The organism is Shewanella woodyi ATCC 51908 (assembly GCF_000019525.1).
Classification (GTDB): domain Bacteria; phylum Pseudomonadota; class Gammaproteobacteria; order Enterobacterales; family Shewanellaceae; genus Shewanella; species Shewanella woodyi.
In genome coordinates this window covers 2,665,659-2,691,278 of the sequence record NC_010506.1, presented here as the reverse complement: position 1 = coordinate 2,691,278, position 25,620 = coordinate 2,665,659, and the positions used below count along the sequence as shown (strand labels likewise).

25 protein-coding genes and 1 pseudogene are annotated in these 25,620 nt (G+C 43.7%); 18 read left to right on the top strand and 8 right to left on the bottom strand.

What is annotated here, in order from left to right; genetic code table 11:
- The first annotated feature begins 44 nt into the window (after positions 1-44).
- On the top strand, positions 45-662 hold the full coding sequence (locus SWOO_RS11265) for a 3'-5' exonuclease (RefSeq protein ID WP_012324823.1): 618 nt from the start codon (positions 45-47) through the stop codon (positions 660-662).
- Positions 663-683: 21 nt separating this feature from the next.
- Here the strand turns inward: SWOO_RS11265 and SWOO_RS11260 are convergent, their stop codons facing one another.
- Both SWOO_RS11260 and SWOO_RS11255 read right to left on the bottom strand, forming a co-directional pair.
- Positions 684-1,706: a LacI family DNA-binding transcriptional regulator gene (locus tag SWOO_RS11260; RefSeq protein WP_012324822.1), complete on the bottom strand. Its 1,023-nt coding sequence runs from the start codon at positions 1,704-1,706 to the stop codon at positions 684-686.
- Positions 1,707-1,839: 133 nt separating this feature from the next.
- On the bottom strand, positions 1,840-2,544 hold the full coding sequence (locus SWOO_RS11255) for a DUF3334 family protein (protein ID WP_041417606.1): 705 nt from the start codon (positions 2,542-2,544) through the stop codon (positions 1,840-1,842).
- A gap of 345 nt (positions 2,545-2,889) precedes the next feature.
- On the opposite strand from SWOO_RS11255, the gene SWOO_RS11250 reads away from it, so the two are divergent.
- The 14 genes from SWOO_RS11250 to SWOO_RS11185 all read left to right on the top strand — a co-directional run bounded on the left by SWOO_RS11250 (position 2,890) and on the right by SWOO_RS11185 (position 15,363).
- Positions 2,890-4,527, top strand: a complete 1,638-nt coding sequence (locus SWOO_RS11250) for a methyl-accepting chemotaxis protein (protein ID WP_012324820.1) — start codon at positions 2,890-2,892, stop codon at positions 4,525-4,527.
- Positions 4,528-4,663: 136 nt separating this feature from the next.
- Positions 4,664-5,050 (top strand): ACT domain-containing protein, encoded by a 387-nt coding sequence (locus SWOO_RS11245; RefSeq protein ID WP_012324819.1) that lies wholly within the window; start codon positions 4,664-4,666, stop codon positions 5,048-5,050.
- Between the two features lie 30 nt (positions 5,051-5,080).
- A complete protein-coding gene (locus SWOO_RS11240) occupies positions 5,081-5,338 on the top strand; it encodes an HPr family phosphocarrier protein (RefSeq protein ID WP_012324818.1) in 258 nt (85 codons plus the stop codon).
- 54 nt (positions 5,339-5,392) lie between these two features.
- Positions 5,393-7,093 (top strand): phosphoenolpyruvate--protein phosphotransferase, encoded by a 1,701-nt coding sequence (gene ptsP, locus SWOO_RS11235; protein ID WP_012324817.1) that lies wholly within the window; start codon positions 5,393-5,395, stop codon positions 7,091-7,093.
- A gap of 74 nt (positions 7,094-7,167) precedes the next feature.
- Positions 7,168-7,677, top strand: a complete 510-nt coding sequence (crr, locus tag SWOO_RS11230) for a PTS glucose transporter subunit IIA (RefSeq protein ID WP_012324816.1) — start codon at positions 7,168-7,170, stop codon at positions 7,675-7,677.
- A gap of 191 nt (positions 7,678-7,868) precedes the next feature.
- A complete protein-coding gene (locus tag SWOO_RS11225) occupies positions 7,869-8,213 on the top strand; it encodes an ArsC family reductase (RefSeq protein ID WP_012324815.1) in 345 nt (114 codons plus the stop codon).
- Positions 8,210-9,340, top strand: coding sequence for a succinyl-diaminopimelate desuccinylase (gene dapE / locus SWOO_RS11220; protein WP_012324814.1), 1,131 nt, complete (start codon positions 8,210-8,212; stop codon positions 9,338-9,340). Before SWOO_RS11225 ends, dapE begins: the two co-directional genes overlap by 4 nt.
- Positions 9,334-10,026 (top strand): M15 family metallopeptidase, encoded by a 693-nt coding sequence (locus SWOO_RS11215; protein WP_012324813.1) that lies wholly within the window; start codon positions 9,334-9,336, stop codon positions 10,024-10,026. The genes dapE and SWOO_RS11215 overlap by 7 nt, the downstream gene beginning before the upstream one ends.
- A gap of 29 nt (positions 10,027-10,055) precedes the next feature.
- Positions 10,056-10,886: an alpha/beta fold hydrolase gene (locus SWOO_RS11210; RefSeq protein WP_012324812.1), complete on the top strand. Its 831-nt coding sequence runs from the start codon at positions 10,056-10,058 to the stop codon at positions 10,884-10,886.
- 164 nt (positions 10,887-11,050) lie between these two features.
- Entirely contained in the window at positions 11,051-11,662 is a 612-nt protein-coding gene (gene can, locus SWOO_RS11205; RefSeq protein WP_012324811.1) for a carbonate dehydratase, read from the top strand.
- A gap of 228 nt (positions 11,663-11,890) precedes the next feature.
- Positions 11,891-13,075 (top strand): 8-amino-3,8-dideoxy-alpha-D-manno-octulosonate transaminase KdnA, encoded by a 1,185-nt coding sequence (gene kdnA, locus SWOO_RS11200; RefSeq protein WP_012324810.1) that lies wholly within the window; start codon positions 11,891-11,893, stop codon positions 13,073-13,075.
- A gap of 84 nt (positions 13,076-13,159) precedes the next feature.
- On the top strand, positions 13,160-14,230 hold the full coding sequence (kdnB, locus tag SWOO_RS11195; RefSeq protein WP_012324809.1) for a 3-deoxy-alpha-D-manno-octulosonate 8-oxidase KdnB: 1,071 nt from the start codon (positions 13,160-13,162) through the stop codon (positions 14,228-14,230).
- A gap of 79 nt (positions 14,231-14,309) precedes the next feature.
- Positions 14,310-15,047 (top strand): 8-amino-3,8-dideoxy-manno-octulosonate cytidylyltransferase KdsB, encoded by a 738-nt coding sequence (gene kdsB, locus SWOO_RS11190; protein WP_012324808.1) that lies wholly within the window; start codon positions 14,310-14,312, stop codon positions 15,045-15,047.
- 55 nt (positions 15,048-15,102) lie between these two features.
- Complete coding sequence (locus SWOO_RS11185) at positions 15,103-15,363, top strand: DUF2897 family protein (RefSeq protein WP_012324807.1); 261 nt, start codon at positions 15,103-15,105, stop codon at positions 15,361-15,363.
- Between the two features lie 84 nt (positions 15,364-15,447).
- Here the strand turns inward: SWOO_RS11185 and SWOO_RS11180 are convergent, their stop codons facing one another.
- The 4 genes from SWOO_RS11180 to dapA form a co-directional block, all read right to left on the bottom strand.
- Positions 15,448-18,540 (bottom strand): efflux RND transporter permease subunit, encoded by a 3,093-nt coding sequence (locus SWOO_RS11180; protein WP_012324806.1) that lies wholly within the window; start codon positions 18,538-18,540, stop codon positions 15,448-15,450.
- Entirely contained in the window at positions 18,537-19,622 is a 1,086-nt protein-coding gene (locus SWOO_RS11175; RefSeq protein ID WP_012324805.1) for an efflux RND transporter periplasmic adaptor subunit, read from the bottom strand. The genes SWOO_RS11180 and SWOO_RS11175 overlap by 4 nt, the downstream gene beginning before the upstream one ends.
- A 195-nt stretch (positions 19,623-19,817) precedes the next feature.
- Positions 19,818-20,933, bottom strand: a complete 1,116-nt coding sequence (bamC, locus tag SWOO_RS11170; RefSeq protein ID WP_012324804.1) for an outer membrane protein assembly factor BamC — start codon at positions 20,931-20,933, stop codon at positions 19,818-19,820.
- 3 nt (positions 20,934-20,936) lie between these two features.
- Complete coding sequence (gene dapA, locus SWOO_RS11165; protein WP_012324803.1) at positions 20,937-21,821, bottom strand: 4-hydroxy-tetrahydrodipicolinate synthase; 885 nt, start codon at positions 21,819-21,821, stop codon at positions 20,937-20,939.
- 354 nt (positions 21,822-22,175) lie between these two features.
- On the opposite strand from dapA, the gene SWOO_RS11160 reads away from it, so the two are divergent.
- Both SWOO_RS11160 and bcp read left to right on the top strand, forming a co-directional pair.
- On the top strand, positions 22,176-22,715 hold the full coding sequence (locus SWOO_RS11160) for a glycine cleavage system protein R (RefSeq protein ID WP_012324802.1): 540 nt from the start codon (positions 22,176-22,178) through the stop codon (positions 22,713-22,715).
- 23 nt (positions 22,716-22,738) lie between these two features.
- Positions 22,739-23,209, top strand: coding sequence for a thioredoxin-dependent thiol peroxidase (gene bcp, locus SWOO_RS11155; protein ID WP_012324801.1), 471 nt, complete (start codon positions 22,739-22,741; stop codon positions 23,207-23,209).
- A gap of 68 nt (positions 23,210-23,277) precedes the next feature.
- On the opposite strand, the gene SWOO_RS11150 is transcribed toward bcp, so the two are convergent.
- Complete coding sequence (locus SWOO_RS11150) at positions 23,278-23,889, bottom strand: LysE/ArgO family amino acid transporter (protein ID WP_012324800.1); 612 nt, start codon at positions 23,887-23,889, stop codon at positions 23,278-23,280.
- 138 nt (positions 23,890-24,027) lie between these two features.
- Between SWOO_RS11150 and SWOO_RS11145 the strand changes: the two genes are divergently transcribed.
- Positions 24,028-24,921, top strand: coding sequence for a LysR family transcriptional regulator ArgP (locus SWOO_RS11145; RefSeq protein WP_012324799.1), 894 nt, complete (start codon positions 24,028-24,030; stop codon positions 24,919-24,921).
- A 74-nt stretch (positions 24,922-24,995) separates the two neighbouring features.
- Here SWOO_RS11145 and tnpA read toward each other — a convergent pair.
- Positions 24,996-25,430, bottom strand: a pseudogene (tnpA, locus tag SWOO_RS11140) (IS200/IS605-like element ISShwo2 family transposase).
- Positions 25,431-25,620 lie beyond the last annotated feature (190 nt).

Here is a 25,620-nt window from a genome sequence, read left to right as displayed (position 1 = left end):
ACCCAACTCTGTCAAACATATAGTGAATGAACTAAGGTCAAAATATGCTAAACCCAGCATCCAACTCAGCTATTGTGCTCGATTTTGAAACCACAGGCCTCTCCCCCAACCAAGGAGATCGTGCCATTGAAATTGGTGCTGTAAAATTAGAAGATGGCGTGGTTGTCGATACGTTTCAAGCGTTAATGAATCCAGGATTTCGGATCACCAGCTTTATTGAAAGTTACACAGGGATAACCAATCAGATGCTAAGCACTGCCGCACCTTGTGAAGTCGTGATGGATCGTTTCGCTGATTTTATTCATGGCAGTAATCTTGTCGCCCACAATGCCTCATTCGATCAACGTTTTCTCGATGCTGAGCTCAGCTTAATAAACCGTCACTACACAGGTGAATTTGCCTGCTCCATGTTAATCGCTAGGCGCATCTATCAAGAAGCGCCAAATCATAAACTCGGTGGTTTAGTCGCATTTAGGCAGATTGAAAACGATGGCGTATTTCACCGCGCATTAGCCGACTCAGAGATGACGGCAAAGCTTTGGCTGACAATGATTGAAGATATTCAAACTCGTTACTCTATTACCACTCCTAGCTTTAAGCTGATGCAAAAGATAGCAAAAAAACCTAAATCAAGTGTCAATGCTTTTTTATGTACGCAATAAACATCTGAATATTTATGCTAATTAGATGGATGAGGAGCCTCTGATAACCAGAGATGTTGGGATCAACTGTCCACTAACCTCCTCCCCCTTAATTAGCTTAAGCAGACTCTCAACCAAAATCTCACCCGCTAATTGGGTATTTTGCTTAACTGTTGTCAGAGGTGGATTGGCAAAACTCGCCACCGGAATATCATCATAACCCACGACAGCAACATCCTCAGGCACCTGTAAACCCTGCTCATTCAGGGCGCGAATCGCTCCGATAGCGATAAGATCGCTCGCAGCAAAGATAGCATCGAAGCTTTGTCCTGAAGCGAGCAGCTCTTTGGTCGCATCAAAGCCCGACTCTTCGGTACTGATCGCACTAAATTGCCGTTTCTTACTGTGAGATAGTCCTGCTTGCTTAATTGCTTTAGTATGGCCTAAATAACGATCGCGAAACTCAGGACTGTGGCTCGATGCTCCGCCTAAAAAAGCAAACTGTTTTCTCCCCTGCTCTATTAGGTGCTCCGTGGCTATCATGCCGCCTTGGACATTATCACAGCCGATAGATAACACGGCATTATTGTTATGCTCAGCCCCCCAAATCACAAAGTGAGTATTTTGCGACAGCAGTTTATCTAGTTTACTTTCGTAATCAAGGTAATCCCCATAACCTAATAAAATGATACCATCGGCCTTATTACTGTCCTCGTAATCCCCATGCCAATCACTGCTTAACTGTTGAAAAGAGACTAATAGATCATAACCTTGCTGGGCTGTTGCACGGGTAATCGATCCCAACATGGAGAGAAAAAAAGGATTAATCAGTGAATCATCATTGGTTGGGTCTTCACATAAAAGCAGGGCTAGAGTCAGACTGTTTTGCGTTCTCAAGTTACTGGCGTTTTTATCCACCTTGTAGTTGAGCTCTTTGGCTATCTCATGGATCTTCTGTCGTGTCTCTAGATTGACTAAAGGGCTATTTCTTAATGCTCTGGATACCGTAGATTGAGAAACGCCAGCACGATAGGCGATATCTATCGATGTTGCTTTAGATGCCATACAGCCACCCTGTGATTATTATTATCTTTAGATAGTGCCATAATAAAACGCTTAACTCATGCTTAATGCCAATTCTTCCCATAAAAAACGACGCACAAGGCGCCGTTAATCTGACATTAAGCGTTAATCTAAATTAGATCCCAAGCTCATTGAGGAGATCGTCAGCTTCATCCGTTGCACTCTCCTTACTCGCCGCTTTAGCCCAAGGAGATACAGGCTCTTTCTCCTCTTTATTGCTATGTTCGGCTAGGAGGTCATCAGGGTCGAACTCTCCATCTTCATCGAACTCATCAAGTTGAATAAATTCAGTTTTATCCATTGCAAATTCAAGATAGAAGATATGGTTATTCTGCGTGCGAAATGACACTCTACGCGCAACGGCATCATCAAGGTTGGTATCAACAGAGATGGTCAACTGCTTATTAATGGTCAGCATCTTTGGTTGGCTTTGATTAATAGAGGTCTGCAGCTGCTTACTAACCTTACTGATAAAGTCCCCTAAAATTTGGTTCATCAGCTCCCCCATCACATCCCCAACCTCATCTGAAGTATGAGAGATAGCGAATTCAGTTTCAGGCATACCCATATGAGTCATGTAACCGCGGTACACCTCAAGAGCAGCATCAGCTGAAAAGTTGATCACAACTAAGCCAGAGAAACCACCATCAAAAATTGAAAAACAGCCTAAATCCGGCTTCAAGCTGGTGCGAGTAATACTCTGCACCATGGCAGCATGGGAAACCTGACTGTCGGTGGTTTGAGACAATACATTGGCTACTGAGCCGCATAATTTTAATAAAATATCGTCTGACTTAACTATTTTAGATGTTTTATTCATGGTTAAAACCGAAAAGAGATAATAGTTAATTCTGCGCGTAATAGTGAAATAAATCAAAGCGAAAGCAATATTTTCAACCATTATTATAACAAAAAAACATAAACATCACGTAAGGTGTTGAAAATACGTTAAATTAACAATCAAAATAATCACAAGCTAACACTTCGTTAAAAATGCCTAGCATCACCAACTAAAACTTTAGTAAATATTGTGATTAATTCTACATAGAGTGAGGTAGATCTAGCTTTTACTCATACACTTGCTTAAACAGCGTTAAATCATTCAATTAGCTTCTCTGTCAGCGTATATTTAGACCCATATTCACCCTTATCCTCTGGGAGACCTATGATAGCTTTATTACGTCGCTTCACCATACTTCAACGATTGATATTAATGCTTGTTCTTGCTGCAATCGGTACGCTTTGTTTCGCCAGCTTTTCCATTAATGAGCAACGTAATAATTTGATAAAGCAAAAGTGGGTGCAAAATGACGCCCAGTTAGTCACAGTACTGAGTATTATTGACGCTCACCGAAAGCAGGTATCACAGGGGAAAATAACTCTTAAAGATGCAAAGGCTGAAGCCACTCAACTAATCAATGAAATTGGGTTTGGCAAAGATGGTTACTTTATCCTTATCGATGAAAACAGCAGTATAATCTCCCATGGTACCTCCCCTAACCTCATCGGCCAACACGCTAATAAGATCCACTCTCAAAACAGCCAACTCTCCCTTGCAGATATGGTCAGTGAAGCACAAACAGCGACGGTATCAAAACAAACATTTTTCATTGTTAACCCTCAGACCAGAGCTATTGAGGAGAAATTAGTAGAAGCAAGATATTACCCTGCCTGGGACTGGACCTTAGTGACAGGCTCTTACATGAGTGATATTAATGAAGCAACCTATGAGGTCGTACTAAATTACCTCATTATCATGGTACTGATTTCGGCGCCCATCTTTGGTTTTTTCCTCATACTTAACCATTCCATCAGCGTTCCACTGAAAGAAGCGATAGCGGCGATGGAAGATATTGCCAAAGGTGAAGGTGATCTCACTAAACGCTTACCCACAGTAGGCAAAGATGAAGTGGTCGATCTTGCCATCGCTTTTAACCTTTTTGTTGAAAAAATCAACTTAATGGTCGGCCACCTCAAACCATTAGGTGACAGTTTAAATCAAGATGCCAACCGACTCCTCACCGCTGTTGAAGAGTCAAATGCCTGTGTTGACCATCTGCATCAAGAGACAAGCAGCGTAGCAACAGCCATCAATGAGATGCTATCTACGACTCATGAGATGGCAAGCAATACTCAGCAAGCAGCCGATGCAGCCAATGGAGTTCAAACCCAGGCTCAACAAAGTAAATCGATGATGGATCAAACGTTAATCCATACAGAAAAGTTAGTAGACGAACTCAAAAACTCTGAGGTAATCACTCACAATTTGGGCCAATCCTCTGATCAGATAGGCAGTATATTAGATGTCATACGTGGCATTGCAGAGCAGACTAACCTGCTCGCACTTAACGCTGCCATTGAAGCGGCAAGAGCTGGCGCCCATGGTCGCGGTTTTGCCGTGGTTGCCGATGAGGTCCGTGCATTAGCGACTCGCACACAGGAGTCGACTAATGAGATCCAAAAGATCATCTCAGATATCCAATCAGGTGTCGCCTCGGTGATGACCAGTAACTCAGATACACAAAGCAGATCTGTACAGCTTCAAAACCAAACAAAAGAGGTAGGTAGCTCACTCGAGGACATTCTAGGTTTAATTGCTCATATCAGTGATATGAATACCCAGCTTGCCAGTGCCACTGAGGAGCAATCATTAGTCACAGAGGAGATAAATCGAAACGTCTGTAGCATCACTGAGCTAACAGAGGTTAGCGTTAAAGCCAATGAGAGCAATAAGTCTGCGGCTATCTCTTTGCAAGATCTAAGTGAGGACACTGCCAAGACTTTAGCTCAATTTAAAGTTTAACCATTATGGAGAAAATTCATTCATTACACTGAGTTTTGGTATAAACTAAGGGGGCTAATTGCTCCCTTTTTAGTTATAGGATTTATGTTAATATGCTGGAATATGAATTTAAAACTACATTAGGTAAATTATAACCATGTCAAGAATGACTCTTGCCGTTCATTCTCAACTTTATAGCATTCACAGCTTTAGCCCTGATGCTAAGATCCCCCCTGCCATATTTACTCAAGAGATGTTTTTTGTCGGTAAGACCAAAGATGAACTCTCTGTTGTGGTCCCGGCGGAGCTCAAGCTTGAAAGCCTCGAAGAGGAGAGTAACTGGCGCTGCTTAGAAGTTGTCGGTCCCCTTGGATTCTCAATGACAGGTATCCTATCGAGTGTGTCAGGTGCATTAGCAGGAGCTGGGATCAGCATTTTTGCTATCTCAACCTTCGACACTGATTATATCCTCGTCAAAAAAGACAAGCTTAATGAAGCTGTCAGTGCACTAAAAAAGAAGCAATTTCAGATCACCGAATATTGATTGCGCCTCACTCCCAAATGAGTTTATCTTATGTATGAAAAATCTGTCACTATCACAGCTAAACATGGCATTCACACTCGCCCTGCTGCGCTGCTGGTAAAAGAAGCAAAGACCTATGATTGTGATGTCTTAGTTGAATGTAACGGTAAACAAGCCAGTGCAAAAAGCTTATTTAAATTACAAACCTTAGGCCTTTACCATGGGATAACCGTGAAAGTGTTTGCAGAAGGTCCACAAGCTGAGCAAGCCGTGGAAAAAGTATCAGAACTCTTAATCACGCTAAGCTAATTTCATCTAACTTTTTATTACATTGTTTAAGTATTCAACCAATAGGAAGCAAGTATGTCTACTCCGGGTATAGTGGTTTCATCAGGAATAGCCTTTGGTCAAGCCAGAATACTTAAACAGCACGATAATGATCTAGACTATCGTCTGCTTCCGATTAATGAGATACCTTCCGAACAAGCCAAACTCAAAGATGCCATACACCAACTAGTACAACATCTTAATGCTGGCTTAGATAAGCTTGATCCAGATAGTGAACATTACCTCTTAATCGAAGCCGATATCATGTTCCTTGAAGATGAGGAGCTCATCAAGCAACTTCTTAACACCATTGAAGCGCAACAGTTTGCAGCCTGCGTCGCTGTTGAGCGTGTGTTTGCTCAGCAAGTTAACTTACTAAAAGCGATGGAGGATCCGTACCTAGCGAATCGTGCCCAAGATGTTCACTGCCTGAGTAATCGGTTAATCAGTGCAATTCATGGGTCTATCACTCATGATCTTGAGAACTTAACTAAACCCACTATTTTATTAGCCAATGACCTCACTCCTGCTGAATTTGCGCTCCTTCCCTTAGAAAACATTGTCGGTATCGTGCTCAAAACCGGCGGACTCACCAGTCATACAGCTATCCTAGCGCGAAGCGCGGGGATCCCAGCTCTCCTTAGCTGTGATTTCGACAACGCCATACAGAACAACCAAGCGCTGGCCCTCGATGCCCTATCTGGCCAGCTACATATTAATCCTAGAGAGTCCGAGCTTAAGGCGTTAAAGAAACTAAAAGCCGATGATCTAGCGCATAAGCAGAAACTGCAAAGATTTAAAAAGCTGCCATGCGAAACCCTTGATAATCACCCGATCCAACTGATGGCAAATGTGGGTAGCTTGAGTGATTTCACCCACTTAAGTGAAGTTGGCGCTGATGGTGTCGGGCTATTTCGTACCGAATTTATGTTGATGAATGTCAGTACTATGCCAACGGAAGATGTTCAGTATGGTCTCTACTGCGATGCAGCTCAGCTACTTAATGGCAAGACTCTCACCATAAGAACCTTAGATATCGGCGCCGATAAAGAGCTTCCCTGTTTATCTTTACCCAGTGAGGATAACCCTGCCTTAGGCGTGCGTGGCACTCGCTACTTTCTACAGCATCCACACCTGCTAAAAACACAGTTGAAGGCGGTGCTCCGCGCCGCAAACCATGGCAACATCAGATTAATGTTTCCCATGATCAATCAGGTCGAAGAGCTAGACCAACTCTTTAACCTCATCAGCGAGTGTCAACAAGAGTTGGATAATGAGGAGCGCGGTTTTGGTGAGCTTAGCTACGGCATCGTAGTTGAGACCCCTGCTGCGGTGATGAACCTTGCCTCTATGCTTCCAAGGTTACAATTTGTCAGTATCGGCACAAACGATCTCACTCAATATGCAATGGCGGCCGACAGAACAAATCCAAGCTTAACTAAGCTTTTTCCCTCTCTGTCACCTGCGATTTTAACATTAATCAAAATGACCTTAGATGAATCTAAAAAACACAACATCCCAGTATCTGTATGTGGAGAGTTAGCCAGTAACCCTAATGTCGCCCCCATATTAATTGGGATGGGAATTGATGAACTGAGCATCAACGTTAACTCACTACTTGAGCTTAAATCAGCACTTTCTAAACAAGATCTATCGACTTATCAAAGATGGGGTGTAGAAGCACTCAAATTACAACGTATAGAAGCGTTAAATCATTACGTATCACACTGTTCCTAAGTCAAATAATTCAGTATGCTACGCAAGAGTGACATCATAAAAATGAAAAATATATGTTTACTAGGGGATGATAAATGGGATTTTTAAGCCGAATAAGACGTTTAATGTCAGGACAAGCCAATCCCGTTGGTGGTATTGAAATTTATGCCCCTGTGTCAGGTGAGATCTTAGCGATTGAAAAGGTACCTGATGTCGTTTTTGCCGAAAAAATAGTCGGGGACGGTATCGCGATTAACCCGAAAGGTAGTCAGATTTTTGCTCCAATAGATGGCACTATCGGAAAAATATTTGAAACTAACCATGCGTTTAGCATCGAATCTCACCAAGGGTTAGAGCTCTTTGTCCACTTTGGTGTCGGCACAGTAGAGCTTAGAGGTAATGGTTTTAATCGACTTGCTGAAGAGGGCCAAGTGGTCAAAAAAGGTGATCCTATTCTCGAGTTTGACCTCAGCTACCTTAAAGAACATGCAGAGAGCCTACTGACCCCTGTAGTACTGGCCAACATGGAAGATGTGAGATCGCTAAATAAATCTCACGGTCATGTTGAGGCAGGCAAAGATGTGATTTTTACCGTCGATCTTTAACTTGCTCCAGCATATTTTAGAAACTGTCAGCCCTTACAGACTCTCTCCTGAATATTATTCATCCTTAATCGCCAACTTATCTTGAGAGAAACCAAGGGCAATGACACAATGCCCATAAAAATCGACTAATTGGATAATGCCAATCAATATAATAAGTCGCAGTCAATAACAACATCAACGGAGAAACCATCTTGACTCTTTTCGGAATAAAAAATTGTGACACAGTCAAAAAGGCGCGAAAGTGGACAGAAGCTAATGGTCTGAATATCCCCTTTCATGATTTTCGCGTCGATGGACTCACCAAGGAGCAACTCGAGTCTTGGGTAGAAACTTTAGGCTGGGAGCCGCTATTTAACAAGCGCAGCACAAGCTTTAGAAATCTTAGCGACGAAGAGAAGTCAGACATTGATCAAGCCAAAGCCATTGAGCTGATGTTAACGCACCCAACGCTGATTAAAAGACCAGTTTTAGCCGCTGATGGTAAAGCCCTTGTTGGCTTTAAAGAAGCTGAGTATAAAGCGTGGTTCAACCTATGAGCCAAGAAGTCTTAACCTTAGCTCAGGATCTTATCTCTCGCCCCTCTGTCACTCCTCTTGATGAAGGGTGTCAGACACTCATGGCTGAAAGGTTAGCAGCCCAAGGCTTTGAGATAGAATCTATGGTATTTGAAGATACCACCAATATGTGGGCACGCCGAGGCAAAGAGGGACCACTTTTTTGTTTTGCAGGGCACACAGATGTCGTTCCAGTCGGAGACCTTAATCGTTGGCACACGCCCCCCTTTGACCCGGTAGTCATCGATGGTTACCTTCATGGTCGCGGCGCAGCTGACATGAAAGGTTCACTTGCCGCCATGGTGGTTGCCACTGAGCGCTTTGTAGAGAAACACCCCGATCATAATGGTTCTATCGCTTTTCTCATCACCAGTGATGAAGAGGGTCCATTCATTAACGGGACAACCCGTGTTATCGATACCTTAGAAGCACGCAATGAGAAAATAACTTGGTCTCTTGTCGGTGAACCATCTTCGACCCATAAGTTGGGTGATATCGTTAAAAATGGTCGACGAGGCAGCTTAACTGGAAATCTAACCATCAATGGTATTCAAGGACATGTTGCCTACCCTCACCTTGCGGATAATCCAATCCACAAAGCGGCGCCCGCTTTGGATGAACTGGCACGGATGAAATGGGATAATGGTAATGAGTTTTTCCCACCGACCAGTTTTCAAATTGCCAATATAAATGGCGGTACCGGTGCATCGAATGTGATCCCTGGTGCCCTTGAGGTGATGTTTAATTTTCGTTACTCCACTGAGGTAACCGCAGAGATCTTAATCCAGCGAGTGCTTAATATCTTAGATGCGCACGGATTAGATTACGATATCAGCTGGATTTTTAACGGCCTGCCATTTTTAACTGGTGACGGCCCACTACTGGATGCAACCCGCGAAGCGATTAAACAGGTTACAGGCTCCGATACAGATCCCCAGACCTCAGGTGGCACATCTGATGGACGCTTTATTGCGCCAACTGGTGCCCATGTGATTGAGCTAGGTCCAGTCAACGCGACCATACATAAGGTCAACGAATGCGTTAAGGTTTCAGATCTTGAACTGCTAACCCAATGTTATGAAGTGATCCTGGAAAAGCTACTTTGCTAATCTCACCAGATGCCCTCTACGGCCTTGATAGCGAGCACCTTGTGGACTATCAAGGTCATAGGCTCGAGCCAAAAACGGCTCAAGCCTTGGCAAGTATGACTATAGCTGCAAAACATCAAGGCATCGATATTGCTGTCTGTTCAGGCCATAGGCATTTTAACAAGCAGCTGCAGATCTGGAACGCAAAAGCCCAAGGAAAACGTACACTGCTAGATATTGACTCTCACCCCGTCTCGATAGCGAATAAAAGCCAACAAGAGATAGTTGAATTGATACTCTTATGGTCTGCACTACCGGGCACATCGAGACACCATTGGGGTACGGATGTAGATCTCTATGACGCCAGTGCTATCACTAGCGGTGAGTTACGACTTGTCTCCTGCGAGTATGAAGACAACGGCCCCTGCGCACCTCTGCACCGTTGGCTGGTCAAGCACAGTCATGAATTTGGCTTCTATTTTCCATTTCAGGCGGGTCTTAGTGGGGTCAGCCCAGAGCCTTGGCACTTAAGCTATTTTCCCGTAGCCAATGAGCTACTCAAAGGCTTTGATACCGGTAGAATCAATGCCATTTTAAACGATGCCGATATTGAGCTAAAGAGTGCCATAATCCCTAAACTCACCCATATTATTAATGAATATGTACAAAGAGTGGCGCCAGCTCCTTCAGCAACAAACACTTTTTAATTTAGATAAGATTGATGACAGTAGGCAATATGAAGTTTACCTCCTATAAAAACAGATTAACCATCGAAGACAAAACATTAAGTTATATCGATATTGGTACAGGGCCTGTGCTGCTTCTTGGCCACAGCTACCTTTGGGATGCTCAGATGTGGGCCCCTCAGATTGAAGCATTAAGTCAACAATATCGCTGTATCGTTCCTGATCTTTGGGGACACGGTGACTCAGACCCTCTCCCAGATAACTGTCGCTCACTGCAGCATATCGCCGATCATATGTTAAAGCTGATGGATCAACTCGACATTCAAGAGTTCTCTATCATAGGTTTGTCTGTTGGGGGCATGTGGGGGGCAGAACTTGCACTGAAAGTACCTAAGCGAGTAAAGTCGCTCGCAATGCTCGGATGTTTCGTCGGCTTTGAACCAGAGGTAGCGCGAGCCAAATATTACACTATGCTCGATGCCATTAAAGAAGCTCAAGCAGTACCCGAAGCGTTAGTCGAGCAGATCGCTCCTCTCTTTTTCGCTCATAACACAGAGGCTAATAACCCTGAGCTTTTTAACGGCTTTAAAGAGTCCTTAAGACAGGTAAAGCCTGAACAGATTGATACCATCTGCCGTTTAGGAAAAATCATCTTTGGCAGACGAGATACCCTAGAGGAGATCGAATCTTTAAATGCCCCCTGTTTAATCATGACAGGTGTCGAGGATACCGTTCGCCCCGTACTTGAGGGATACTTGATGCATGATGCCATCAAGGGCAGTGAATTTATCCATATCCCACAAGCAGGGCATATCTCCACTCTGGAACAGGCTGAGTTTGTTAATCAACATCTCTGTGCTTTCCTAAGTCAGCACAATTAGACTTAATCCCTAATGAGTATTAATAATTACTATATCAATCAACAGAAAAAGAGAGCAAACCAGGTAGTCATTAACATGACTGAATAGACCAGATAGATAAACGCTAGCTGTTAGAATGCATGTTCATAAGAACGAGATACATTCCCTAAATATTGTTGAGAACCATGAAAATACTAAAACCGCTCTTTGATAATAACCGCCGCTGGGCAGAACGTATCGTTCAGGAAAAACCACATTTTTTTGAGCAGTTGGCCACCCAACAAAACCCTGAGTATCTCTGGATCGGTTGCTCCGATAGCCGTGTACCTTCAAATCAGATCATTGATCTGATGCCTGGCGAAGTCTTCGTTCATCGTAATATTGCCAACATGGTCATCCACACAGATCTTAACTGTTTGTCTGTGCTTCAATATGCCGTAGAAGTTCTTAAAGTTAAACATATCATGGTAGTCGGCCACTATGGCTGCGGTGGCGTTAAAGCGTCTATGGGCACTGAGCGTCTAGGTTTAATCGATAACTGGTTAGGTCATATAAGGGATATCCACCGCCTACACAGTGATGAACTTGATAAACTTGAAGGGGAAGAGAAGTTCGACAGACTTTGTGAACTCAATGTGATTGAGCAAGTTGGTAATGTCAGTAGCACCAACATCGTTCAAGATGCTTGGGCTCGCGGCCAAAATGTCTCGGTACATGGCTGGATCTACGGTATCGATAATGGTTTGTTGTCGGATCTAGATGTCACTGTCGATAATGAACAGTTTAAAGAAAAGTAACAACCCAAGCTTCTCCGTGCGCCTCAAAATATGATGCTGAGGCGCACGCAAAAATGCACTCCTCCATCGCTTGAGTGTCTATCTATCCCCCTATTACAGCTTTTTTTCTCTTTTTTAGCGAAATATCGCTTAATAAACATCGCAGTTTGCCTTCTAACCCAGTTATAATCCTTCAGTTATGATCTATTTCAGCGCATTTTAAGCGCAGCGAATTCTAAGGAAATTTCCATGCCCGGTTTTGAATTATTTGGTCCTGAAGAGAAGCAAGAAGTTGCAGATGTAATGGAGAACGGTTTTACTTTCCGTTATAACTTCGATCATATGCGCAATGACCGTTGGAAGACACGTGAGATGGAGCAGCTACTTTGTGAAAAGATGGGCGTAAAACATGCTCACCTGCTCTCTAGTGGTACTGCGGCTCTTCAAACGGCACTTGCGGCTGCAGGCATTGGCGCTGGTGATGAAGTTATTGTCCCACCATTTACCTTTGTTGCATCTGTTGAAGCCGTATTTATGGCTGGCGCAGTCCCTATTTTTGCAGAGATTGATGAAACTCTATGTTTGTCTCCTGAGGGCATTGAAGCTGCCATCACACCACGCACTAAAGCGGTTAACTTAGTTCATATGTGTGGTTCAATGGGCAAGTTAGATGAGATTAAAGCCATCTGTGAAAAGCATGATCTAGTCCTACTTGAAGATGCTTGTCAGGCTATTGGTGGTACTTACAAAGGTCAAGCCCTAGGCACTATCGGTGATGTAGGCTGCTACTCATTTGATTCAGTGAAAACCATTACCTGTGGTGAGGGTGGCGCGGTGATCACCAACAGCGAAACCATCTACAAAAACTCACACATGTTCTCAGACCACGGTCACGACCATGTGGGTAACGATCGTGGTGCAGAAGGCCACCCTATTATGGGCTTGAACTTCCGTATCTCTGAGATGAACTCGGCGATGGGTCTTGCTCAGCTACGTAAACTCGATACCATTATCGATATCCAACGTAAAAACAAGAACACCATCAAGTCAGCCATTGCAGATATCGCCGATATCTCTTTCCGCGAACTACCAGATGTTAAAGGTGACTCAGCAGGCTTCTTGACCTTTATGATGCCAACCGAAGAGCGCACCATAGAGATCAACAAAAAGTTAGCTGAAAATGGCGTAGATGGCTGCTTCTACTGGTACGTGAACAACTGGCACTACCTAAGTAACTGGAAGCATATTCAAGAGCTTAAGTCTTGCTCTGCCCTACCGATCACATTAATTGAAGATCGTCCTGATTATACTCAAGTTTCAGTGCCTAAGTCTGATGCCATCATGAGCCGTACTATCTCTATGCTAATCAAACTGTCATGGACAGAAGATGAGATCGCACAGCGTATTGAAAACATCAAGCGTGCTTTCGCTTAATACACCTGATACTTATGTCGCACCTTAAGCTCTTAACGTGCGACATCACTTCTTACAGTAAAAATCTCAACGGAGAGTGTTGTAATGAGTTTTAAAAATTTCAAATGCGTCCCAAAAATGATCTTTGGCCGCGGTTCGTTCGCTCAACTTGACGCTGTATTAGCAGAAGAGCGTCAGTCTGACGATGATTTCGTGGTATTTCTTGTCGATGATGTACATCAAAGTAAACCTCTTGCTGAGCGCGTGCCAGCCAAAGCCCATGATCTACTAATCTACGTTAACGTCGATGATGAACCAACGACTAAGCAAGTTGATGCATTAACAGAACAAGTACAAGCATTTAATAGCAAGCAGCCAGTCAGTGTTATTGGCCTAGGTGGCGGCTCAACACTGGACTTGGCCAAAGCAGTATCACTGATGCTAACCAATCCAGGTGGCAGTGCCATGTATCAAGGATGGGATCTGATTAAGAACCCAGCCATTCACCACATCGGTATTCCAACAGTGTCTGGTACAGGTGCTGAAGCATCTCGTACAGCTGTACTTTGTGGGCCTGTGCGTAAATTAGGTCTTAACTCCGATTACACTGTTTTTGATCAGATCATCATGGATTCCGAGCTCATTGCTGGCGTACCAACTGACCAGTGGTTCTACACAGGTATGGATTGTTATATCCACTGTGTTGAGTCACTCGAAGGTACTTACCTAAATGAGTTTGCCAAGGCCTTTGCAGAGAAATCGATGGATCTTTGCCGTGAAGTCTTCATCGATGATCATGCAGAGAAAGATGATAAGCTGATGATGGCATCTTACATGGGTGGGATGAGTATCGCTTATAGCCAAGTTGGTGCATGTCATGCAGTCTCTTACGGTTTGGGCTATGTGCTAGGTTACCACCACGGGATCGGTAACTGTTTAGCTTTTGACGTACTGGAAGAGTTCTACCCTGAAGGGGTTGCCGAATTCCGTCAGATGATGGATAAGCACAACATCAAACTGCCAAAAAATATCTGTAAAGATCTTCCAGATGAGACTATCGCTAAGATGGTTGCCGTGACTAAGAGCATGGGACCACTTTGGGATAACGTCTACGGCGAAGGCTGGGAAGAGAAAGTGACTGACGAGATGCTAACTAAGCTATTCCGTCGTATCTAGTCGCACAATTTGATCAGGGCTCTTTGAGCCCTTTTCTCTTAATCAATACTTTAGATTAGTAAAGCATAGGTATAAACCAATGAACGTAACTCTGTTAATCCCAGCTCGCTATGGCTCAAGCCGTTTTCCTGGCAAGCCTTTGGCGCCGATTAACGGTAAGCCGATGATCCAACACGTCTATGAGCGTGCTTCTTTGGCTAAGGGCTTAACTGCAATTTATGTTGCAACCGATGATGATCGCATCAAAGAAGCTGTTGAAGCTTTTGGTGGCAAAGTGGTGATGACAGATCCACAAGCCGCTTCTGGTACTGACCGAATTGAAGATGCCATCACACAATTGGGTTTGAAAGATGATGATCTAATCGTCAATCTGCAGGGAGATCAGCCGCTGATCGACCCAATCTCAATTGAGCAAGTAATCACACTGTTCGAACGTCACCCTGGTGAGTTCAGCATGGCAACACTTGGGGTTGAGATAACAGAAAAAGCAGAACTTGACGATCCTAAACACGTTAAAATGGTGTTTGATAATAACTTTAATGCCCTGTATTTCTCACGTGCACGCATTCCATTTGGTCGTGACACTAACGATTACCCAGTGTATAAGCATTTAGGGATCTATGCTTATACACGCAGCTTCATCTCTACTTTTGCCAAACTACCTTTAGGCCGACTAGAAGATTTAGAGAAGCTTGAGCAACTCAGAGCCCTTGAGCATGGTCATAAGATAAAAGTAGCTATCAGTGCTTTTGACTCTCCAGAGGTTGATACACCGGAAGATATCCGCATCTGTGAAGCACGTTTGGCCGTTGATTAATCATTAAAAACGTTGGCCTAACTATGGTGAGATTATTGAAAATTAAGGACTGCCTATGACAGACTTAGAAACTTGGCTCATCATTATTTTGGTTGTTGGGGTCATCGCAAGTAATCTTGCGGTTCTCAAATACAGTGCAAAATTTAAGATGACGCAGTTTGGTAAAGACCATAAGAAAAGCGCGAATAGTCATGATGATGCTCAGGGTAAACAATCGAATGATAGCCAGCAAGACAAGCAGACAGACCCAGAGAAAAAACAGTCAAACACAGAGTCAAAAAAGGATGATGATAAAGATTCAGATGGATTCTGGTAAGCTGTAACTGATAAAACTTCTCGTCATAAAAAAGCCCAAAAGAATCACTTTTGGGCTTTTTATTTCAATTATTTCAGCATCTTCCTACTGCTTAAGTTCTCTCTCCAATGCCTGTGCAACCGCATCAGGTGAACCGGAATGTTTAGCAAACATGGAGTAAGCCACTGGGATAATAAAGATGGTAAACAGGGTTGCCAATACAATACCAGATAGCACAACAACTCCTATCACAAAGCGGGTTTCAGCACCTGCCCCTTGAGCAAGCACCAAAGGTACCGCGCCAGCTGCGGTGGTGATCCCAGTCATCAAAATCGGTCTTAAACGCTGAGATGATGCTTGAATAATTGCATGTTCAAACTCAATCCCTTTATCCCTGAGCTGGTTAGCAAACTCCACGATCAATATGCCATTTTTAGCCGCTAAGCCCACCAGCATGATGATCCCTATCTGACTATAGATGTTCAAACTTTGGCCCGTCAACCAGAGGCCAACTAGCGCTCCTAAGGTCGCCAATGGCACGGTTAGCATGATCACGATAGGATGCACGTAACTCTCAAATTGCGCAGCAAGCACTAAGAAGACGATACCCAGTGCGAGTACAAACACGAAATACATTGAACTACCCGACTCCTGATAATCCAAAGATTGCCCTTTATAGCTGATCACCGCTTCAGCGGGAAGATAGGTTTGTGTCAGTTCATTAAGGTAGGTCAACGCCTCACCCAAACTATACCCATCAGCTAAGTTCGCCTCTAAGGTGATAGCGCGCATTCGGTTGTAGCGATTGAGCTGACTTGCATCGGCAAACTCCTCTACATGCACTAAGTTTGTCAATGGGATAAGTGCTTGACTCCTATCGGAGCGAACATAGATATTTTCCAGATCTGATGCTGTATTTTGGTTATCTCTGTTTCCTTCGATAATCACATCATACTCTTCACCATCACGCATAAACGTCGTCACTAATCTTGAACCCAACATCGACTCTAACGTTCGGCCGATGTGCGAGATTGACACCCCAAGATCTGCCGCCCTGTCTTTATCAATAATGACCCTAAGTTGTGGTTTAGTCTCTTTATAATCGTGATCGAGTCCGACCAGGTTTGGATTTTCTTTTGCCTTTTCTAAAATAATATCACGCCATTTGGCCAGCTCTTCATAGCTAGGTCCGCCAAGTACAAACTGTACCGGTTTACCCACGCCGCGGCCAAATGCCTGCCTCATGACAGGAAACGCTCTCACCCCCGCAAGATCCCCTAACCTTCTACGAATATCTCCGGTGATCTCATTAGCGCTTCGTCTCACTGACCAATCTTCCAGTACGATAATAGCCATACCGTTAGAGAAGTTAGCCACACTACCAAACCCTCTTGGCGCGCGAATTAATAGCCGTTTGATCTCACCAGCTTCCACCAAGGGCATTAAGCGTGTTTCAATCTCATCCATATAGGACTCGATATACTCAAAACTAGCCCCCTGAGGACCATTGACGATGAGGAACATAGAGCCTCTATCCTCTTTTGGTGCAAACTCTTGCGGTACCTCTTTAACTAGCAGCGCACTGCAAGCCAAAGCAACAACCACCAGTGAGCCTATAAGGTATGGATGAGCCATGGCTTTAGTGAGTATGCGCTTGTAATGCTCGGTCACAAAGTTCATTCCAGCATCGACTTGTCTTACCAACCATGGATCCTCTCCTGCTGGTTTGAGAAGCTTTGAGCACATCATTGGACTTAGAGTCAGTGCTACGATACTCGAGAAGATCACCGCAGCACTCATGGCCACCGCAAACTCCTTAAACAGTTTACCTAAATCTCCCTCAAGGAAAGTAATCGGCATAAATACAGCAACTAAAACTAAAGTCGTTGCCACCACAGCAAAGGCAACTTCACGGGCACCGAGATAAGCCGCTTTTAGAGGAGTGTCTCCCTCCTCAATCCGCCTGTGAATATTTTCCAGCACCACAATCGCATCATCCACCACCATGCCAATGGCTAAAATCATGGCTAACAAGGTTAGCAAGTTAATCGTATAACCTAAGAGGTAAAGAATAATAAAGGTGGCCATCAAGGAAACAGGCACTGTGATGGCAGGGATCAACATGGCACGAACACTACCGAGGAAAAGGTAGATAACGATAATCACTAAGGTCATCGCAATAAACAATGTTTGGTACACCTCCTTCACCGAGGCTTCAATAAACACTGAGCTGTCATAGGAGCGCTTTATCTCCATACCGGCAGGCAAGGTTGGATTAATCACGTCAACTAGAGCATTAGCAGCCCTTGCCACCTCTAAGGTATTCGCGGTCGACTGCTTAGTGATCCCTAGGCCTATCATGGCTTCCCGGTTGCCTCTAAAGGTGATCCTCTCCTCCTCAGCGCCAACACTCACCTTAGCAACATCACCCAACTTTATCAGGTAGCCATCCTCCCCCTGTGAGAGTACGAGGTTGGCAAAATCATCGGGGTTTCGAAAACTACGCTCAACCCGAACGGTGAAATGTCGCTCTTTAGACTCAACTGAACCTGCTGGAAGCTCAACATTTTCAGATCTCAGCACCTTCTCAATATCTGCGACGGTTAAATTTCTAGCGGCTAAAGCTTGTCTATCGATCCAGACACGCATGGCATAAACCTTACCGCCACCGATACGAATGTTAGCCACACCATCAATAACTGACAGACGATCAGTCAGGTATCGTCTGGCGTAATCGGTCAGCTGCAAAGTGGTCATCTGATCGGATACCAGATTCAGCCACATGATCACTTCATCGCCGCCATTGGCTTTTTGTACCTCTGGGGGCTCAGCCTCCTCAGGCAAGTTGTTGAGCAAACCTGAAACCCTATCTCTCACATCGTTGGCTGCCGCTTCGATATCCCTGCCAACGTCAAACTCTAAGGTCACTGTAGAACGGCCATCGCTGCTAGAGGAGTTAATATGGCGGATCCCCTCTACACCACTGATCCTATCCTCCACCAGCTGAGTGATACGACTCTCCACCACAGAAGCACTCGCCCCTCGGTAGTTAGTTTGAATCGACACCACTGGCGGATCAATATTGGGATACTCTCTCAAGGGCAATTTATCAAAAGCCACCAGACCAAAAAGAATTAACAGTATGCTGATAACCGAAGCAAATACGGGTCGCTTTACCGATACATCAGTTAATATCATACAGTTGGCCCAACCTTAGCATTTTCTAAAAAGCTAAATTTTTCGCTGAATTGGACTTTAACTTTATCACCGGGTCTCACTTTCAATATCCCGCGGATCACCACCTGCTCACCTAAGTTGATCCCATCAAGAATTTCTACCCAGCCGCGTTTACGTAATCCTAGGTGCACCTCTCTTTTCACAACCTTGTCATCCCCATCGACTAAATAAACATAGTGTCTATCCTGTATAGGAATAATGGCTGACTCAGGCAAAATGAGTGCATCTCTGCTCTCTTTAATCAATTTAACCTTCATCAACATACCAGGCAGTAGTCTGTGTTTAGGATTAGGAAGTTCAGCACGCACAATCACTGCTCGTGTGGTTGGATTAACGCGGCTATCGATAGAGATAACTTTCCCGCTAAACAGTTCATCGGGAAACGCCATGGCGGTGGCTTCAACATTTTTACCGACAGCAAGTGAAGGCAAAAAACGCTCAGGAACAGAGAAATCCAGCTTAATCACTGAGATATCATCCAATGTTGTGATCACTGTTCCTGGAGAGAGTAAGCTACCAACACTTATCTGTCGCAGACCTAAGCGCCCCTCAAAAGGTGCACTGATCTGCCTGTCATTGAGGGCTGAACTTGCCTGAGCCAACTCAGCTTTTGCAGTATCAATTAAAGTCTGTAATCTGTCTCGCTCCAACTCAGCGATAGTTTGGTTGGTCACAAGAGAGCGTATTCTATCTAGCTCGCGCATATGCTCATTTACACGCACTTTAGCTGCTGTAACACGTGCAAGCTGCTCTCTATCTTGAAGCTGGACTAACTGCTGCCCCTTTTTAACCACGTCACCATCATCAAAAAAGAGCGCTGTTGCCACCTCAGTCACCTTAGGCGTCACTGTCACGGATTCATTTGCTTTGCTGGTACCTAGCGCCTCGACCTCATCCCTTATCGGCTCAATTGCGGCCTTGGCAACCACCACATTGGCGATGGGTCTTGGCTTTTTCACTAAGGTTTCATTAGCTGGGTATAGCTTTTGATAAGCCAGAAAGGCAAGGGAGATTAGGATTAACGTTATTATTATTTTTTTCATTAACTTTCCGTCGATTACATCGTTTATAGATCAATGGCGTATATTTTATGTCATACAGTTTACCTAGCAAAAACATTGCTTCAAGGGCTTTTACGCTTACTTACAAATTACACATAAATTTAACATTCAAAGCTAAATCCCAGGCACAAAAAAGGAGGCTATAAGCCTCCTTTAATTATCGAACCCTTGAGCTGATTATCGAACCTTACGGTCCTCTCTCATCAACTCAGCTAAACCTTCATACACAGCTTCAACAACCGCATTATCTAGAGGTTGATCATCTGCACTGTGCAGATAAAGTTCGGTGCTCTCACCGCTCTCTTTGAGAATTAGACGATAAGATCCCTCATCAATAGGCAGATCTTTCTCATTCCACAGAGAACTCCAGAAACCAGAGTCATCATTGACATTGACGTAGTAAAGACCTTTACCAATATCCATATCAATAATTTCAAAGCCTAGTTCAGGCAAAACGATACGAAGACGTTCCCAGGTTCGCTTAAACGGTGCATCGGCAAGCCAATATGATTGAACAAACTCTTCAGCTTCAACATCAGGCTCAGAACCTTTAACCACAGCAACATCAATACCTAAACTCTCTTTAATGCGCTTAGCTTTAATAGATTGAGCACGTTTAACACTCATGTAAGCAACGGCATTATTGAGCATGTCTATGGTGTAACGACGCTTATCTTCACCACTTAACACGATATCTTGCTGCTCACCATCAAAGCTCTCTTCATGATCAATTAGATCGATGGAGATATTACCACTGCGGCCATGGGGACGAACATCGACATGAAATTGATAACGTTGACGAAGCAAGTAAACTTCATCACTCCCCCACAGGTTAGAGTCGATCACCTCTTTGCTTTCCAGCCAATCGGTCTCTATCAAGCCATTATCGTAATCTTCACTTAACACAGCAATAGAGCGACTCGCTAAATAAGACTGCAAAACGTCATACAGCTCTTTTTTAAGGTCGATATCGTTATCAATAGACTCAACAACAATCTTAATATTGTCACTGCCCTCTTCAACATGTGTTCCTTCAGCCATAGGTAATACTTGCAATGGAGGACGAATATCCAACATCTTACCGACTAATTTCACATCACTTTTGCTGCCGATGGAGGGGATCTCATACTCCTTACTGTACACAGGAGTGTTTAATCCATCTGGAATAATAAGCGCAGGCTCAACAACAGCATTAATGTATTCGTCGCCATCATTGGCTTGTCTTCGATCCACTGGTGAGCTACAAGCGGTAACTGCAGCGATCAAGACTAAAGGAGTCACTTGCTTTAACATCTATTAATTAACCTCTATTCGGGCATTTTTCATTGCATCTAATAACAGACCATGGAACTCATCAGAAAGTTCCGTTAAAGGTAGACGAATATCTCCGTGAGTTATCAAGCCCATACGGTGAGCGGCCCATTTAACAGGGATCGGATTCGCCTCGCAAAATAGTGCTGAGAACAGCCCTTTAATGGTATCTTCTGCTCCCTGCGCAGCGGCTAAATTACCCGACAATGCAGCATCACACATCGCTTTAAACTGCTTAGGTACGATATTATTGGCAACCGAGATAACACCATCACCACCAAGGGTTAAAAACTCTCTGGCCGTGGCATCATCACCACTATAAAGCAGAAAATCATTACCACATAGCTCACGTAAACGTTTCACGCGGCTTAAGTCACCCGTCGCCTCTTTGACACCTATAATATTTGGTACATCAACGAGTTCAGCAATGGTTTCCGGTAACATATCCACTGCGGTACGTCCGGGAACATTGTAAAGAATTTGCGGGACATCAGTACTCGCAGCCACTGCTTTATAGTGGGCGATGATCCCTTTAGGACTAGGTTTGTTGTAATAGGGGGTAACGCCTAACATGGCTGCGACACCAAGTTTAGATTGTGCTTTGGTTAACTCTATCGCCTCAGCAGTCGCGTTTCCGCCATTACCACCAATAACAGGTAATCGACCTGCAGCGAACTTAACCGTTTGTGACACAACTTCGATATGCTCTGGAATTGGCAGAGTTGCAGACTCACCTGTGGTGCCTACTGCTACGATGGCATCTGTACCTTCAGTAACGTGGTACTCAACTAACTGTTCAAGACTTTTGTAATCTACTGAGCCATCACTATTCATTGGTGTGATTAAGGCTACGATGCTTCCGTTTATCATGTGACTTTCCCCAGAATTCAGGACTCGCTATGGTACTGATGCTAAGCAGTAAAAACAAGCGTTTCAGTGTTTCAGCTTCTTCTTGATGAATACTATTCATTTATCATGCTTACAGATATAAGTTAACGACTCCGATTTATAGCAAGCAAATATCGAAAAATCGTCATTTTTTAGGCGGTTTATGTCGTCAGTAACAAGCAAAACAACCTCAGTATTGAAACTAACATTTTGCAATAACATAGGTACAAGACAAAGATCGCATATTAAGTAACTTGTGGTAGCATTACGCCACTGAAAAAACGTACAGGGTGTTTTTACGTTTTGATTTATTGTTTAGATTAAAAAGGAGAGTTCATGTCCAACCATCTTGTTGTTACTGCTATGGGAGCTGACCGCCCAGGAATTGTCAGTAAATTTGCAAGACTTGCAAGTGAATGTGACTGCGATATTGTCGACAGTCGAATGGCTTTATTTGGCAATGAGTTCACTTTAATCATGATGCTTTCAGGCTCTTGGGCCTCCATCACTAAGATGGAGTCTACCCTACCCGGTTTGAGTGTTGAACTTGAGCTAATGACAGTAATGAAACGCACCTCTAAGCATACGGCTCAACATTATGTCTCTCGTCTTGAGGTGACCTTTAATGGTAAAGATCAGCGCGGCACGATGAGAAAGATAACTCAGTTTCTTGCAGAACGCTCACTGGATCTTGCCGCAGTAAGATCTCATGCCGAAGAGGATGAAAATGGCAATCCAACTCAAGCGGTTTTTTTAACCATCAATGTGCCTGAAAAGGTTGAGTTAGAAAAGTTGGAGATCAGCATCAATGAACTCGCTCAAGAGATGTCATTAGATTGCACCATCGAACGTATGCGTGAGTTAACAACAGCATAAAAATAATTAGATAGGATCTGAAAATGAAAACATTAACCTCAGGTGAGCTCGCCCCTATGTTCACACTGAAAAACCAGCAAGATGAGTCAATCTCGTTGGAAGCTTGCCTAGCTCAAGGACCTGTACTGGTCTATTTTTACCCCAAAGCTTCTACCCCTGGCTGTACTGTCCAAGCCTGTGGCTTAAGAGACAGCCGTGAAGATTTGTCTGAGCTTAACGTTACTGTATTAGGTATTAGCCCTGACCCTGTGGCTAAACTCGCCCGCTTCTCAGATAAACAATCACTCAACTTCTCCCTGCTCAGCGATGAAGATCATGCCATCGCCGATGCATTTGGTGTTTGGGGAGAGAAGAAGTTTATGGGTAAAATTTACGATGGGATCCACAGATTAAGCTTCCTCATCGGCCAAGATGGTAAAGTCGCTCATGTATTTAATAAATTTAAGACTAAAGATCATCATGAGGTGGTATTAAAACATCTCAAAGAGGGCTAATAAAAAAGCTCAGTTTATACCCCAAAATGCCCGCAATAGCGGGCATTTTTATCTCTAAGATTTTACCTCTAAAACAGGTAGGGCCAAATTAACACTCCAGCGATGGTCCACATGGTCGCACAGATAAACCTATCGAGATAACACCAAGCCTTAGGCTTTTGAAACAGTGGGCTTAAATAACGAGCTCCAAAACTTAAGCTAAAGAACCATACAAAAGATGCCAATACAGCCCCAGCACCAAACATAGGACGGTCGCTGCCCTCAAACTGTGCACTGATACTGCCCAGAAGCACCACAGTGTCCAAATAGAGATGTGGGTTAAGTAGGCTGATCCCTAAGGTGGTTAATACCGCCGCCTTCAATGTATCAGTCCCCTTACTTGTTTCATCACCTAGGCTGTGCGGGATAAAGGATGATTGCAGCGCTTTAGCCCCATACACCAACAAAAATATGGCTCCACCGATACTGGCTATATCTTTAATAAGTGGAAAGGCCAAAATCAAATGACCTAATCCGGCAACACCTGCCGTGATCATCAAGGCATCGATTAAGGAGCATAAACCTGCAATTGGCAGCGAATGAGAGCGTTTTAACCCCTGCTTCAACACAAACGCATTTTGTGCGCCAACAGCCATGATTAAGCTTCCCCCTATTCCCACACCTTGAATAAATGCTTGCATCTTCTTAACCTTTTACATCGACAATAATATGAATTGACACTAAGTTTATCCCTATCAAAAAAATAAATATAACTAATGTTTTTTATGCTGTATAAGTAATACTTATATTCAAGTTTTCTGTTTATTAGGAATGGATTTATGCTCGATTATGCGCATCTGCACGCGCTTGCCGTGGTGATCTCCGAAGGGGGATTTGAACGCGCATCTAAGATATTGTGTATATCACAACCTGCTGTATCACAAAGAATTAAACAGTTAGAGGAGCGTGTCGGTCAGGCCCTAGTGATCCGCAGTACGCCCGTAGAAGCCACGCCGACAGGAAAACGCTTATTACGCCACTACTCTCAAGTTCAACTGCTAGAGAGTGAACTGAGTGTAGAGATGGATGCCGATGATCCTAAGCTCCCCACCATAGTCAAAATTGCCGTTAATGCTGACAGTTTAGCGACCTGGTTTCTTCCAGCCTTATCAGAGATATTTAAACGTCACCAATGGCTCTTAGAACTGATTGTCGATGATGAATCCTATACTCACAATCTATTGAAAAATGGCGAAGCCGTTGGCTGCGTCACCACAACCAAAGAACCTCTTGCGGGATGCAGCAGCGAATATCTGGGAGAGATGGAATACCTATGCGTTGCAACTCCTGAATTTATCCAGCAGTATTTTCCGATTAATATCACTCCAACTTCCCTAGAAAGAGCACCGGCCGTGGTCTTCTCGACCAAAGATAAACTCCATGAAAAATATCTTAAAAAATATTTTAAGATGAAAACTGGGAGTTGGCGGGAACATAAGATCCCCTCATCAGAGAGCTTTCTTGAGGCTATCATTCAGGGAATGGGCTATGGCTTAGTGGGTCATCTACAAGCTGAGCCATTAATAGAGAGAGGCATCTTAATCGAGATCACCCCCGACAAACGTAAGCGTGTGCCACTTTACTGGCAGCATTGGAATATAAAAGCAAAACAAACGACCATCGTCTATCGCTCGTTGGCCGTAACGGCCAAGCAATCACTGTGTCAGAGTTAGTGGTACACAGATAGTAAAGAATCCACCTTCTGAAGAAGGTGGCTTTGTATTAGCCCCCTAAAAGGGGGCGTTGTCTACTTCAAATCTAATTGCGGCTGCTCCTGTTTTTCAACCTTTTCTTGATGCCTTACATATCTTCGAATCACTTCCTCATTAATCCCCACTGTGTCAACAAAGTAACCTCTTTGCCAAAAGTGATTTCCCCATAGCTTATTTTTCCGAAGATACGGATACTTGCTAAACATTTTCAAAGCAATTTTACCTTTTAAAGCACCCATCAACTTTGAAATCGATAGCTTCGGAGGAACTTTGATAACCAGATGTACATGGTCTATTTGTACATTCAACTCTACAACCACACACCCTAACTGCTCACTATAGACATGAATACATCAGTAAACATCTTTTCCTAACTTATTCTTTAAAATCCTAAACCTATACTTAGGTGTCCAAACTATGTGATATTGACATCGCCAATACACATGCGATGCTTTCTCATATCTACTCATGTTTTTTATCCTCTATTACTTCGCTAAAAGTTAGAGTTCAATTAACATGAGTAGATATTCAGGCAAAGCCTAATTGATGATAACCACCTACTGAAGTAGGTGGTTTAGGGCTGAAAACAAAATGGGGCTTGCGCCCCATTCTATATTAATTGCTATTAGTGCTTTAAAATTAGTGTTTTAAAAAGAGTTA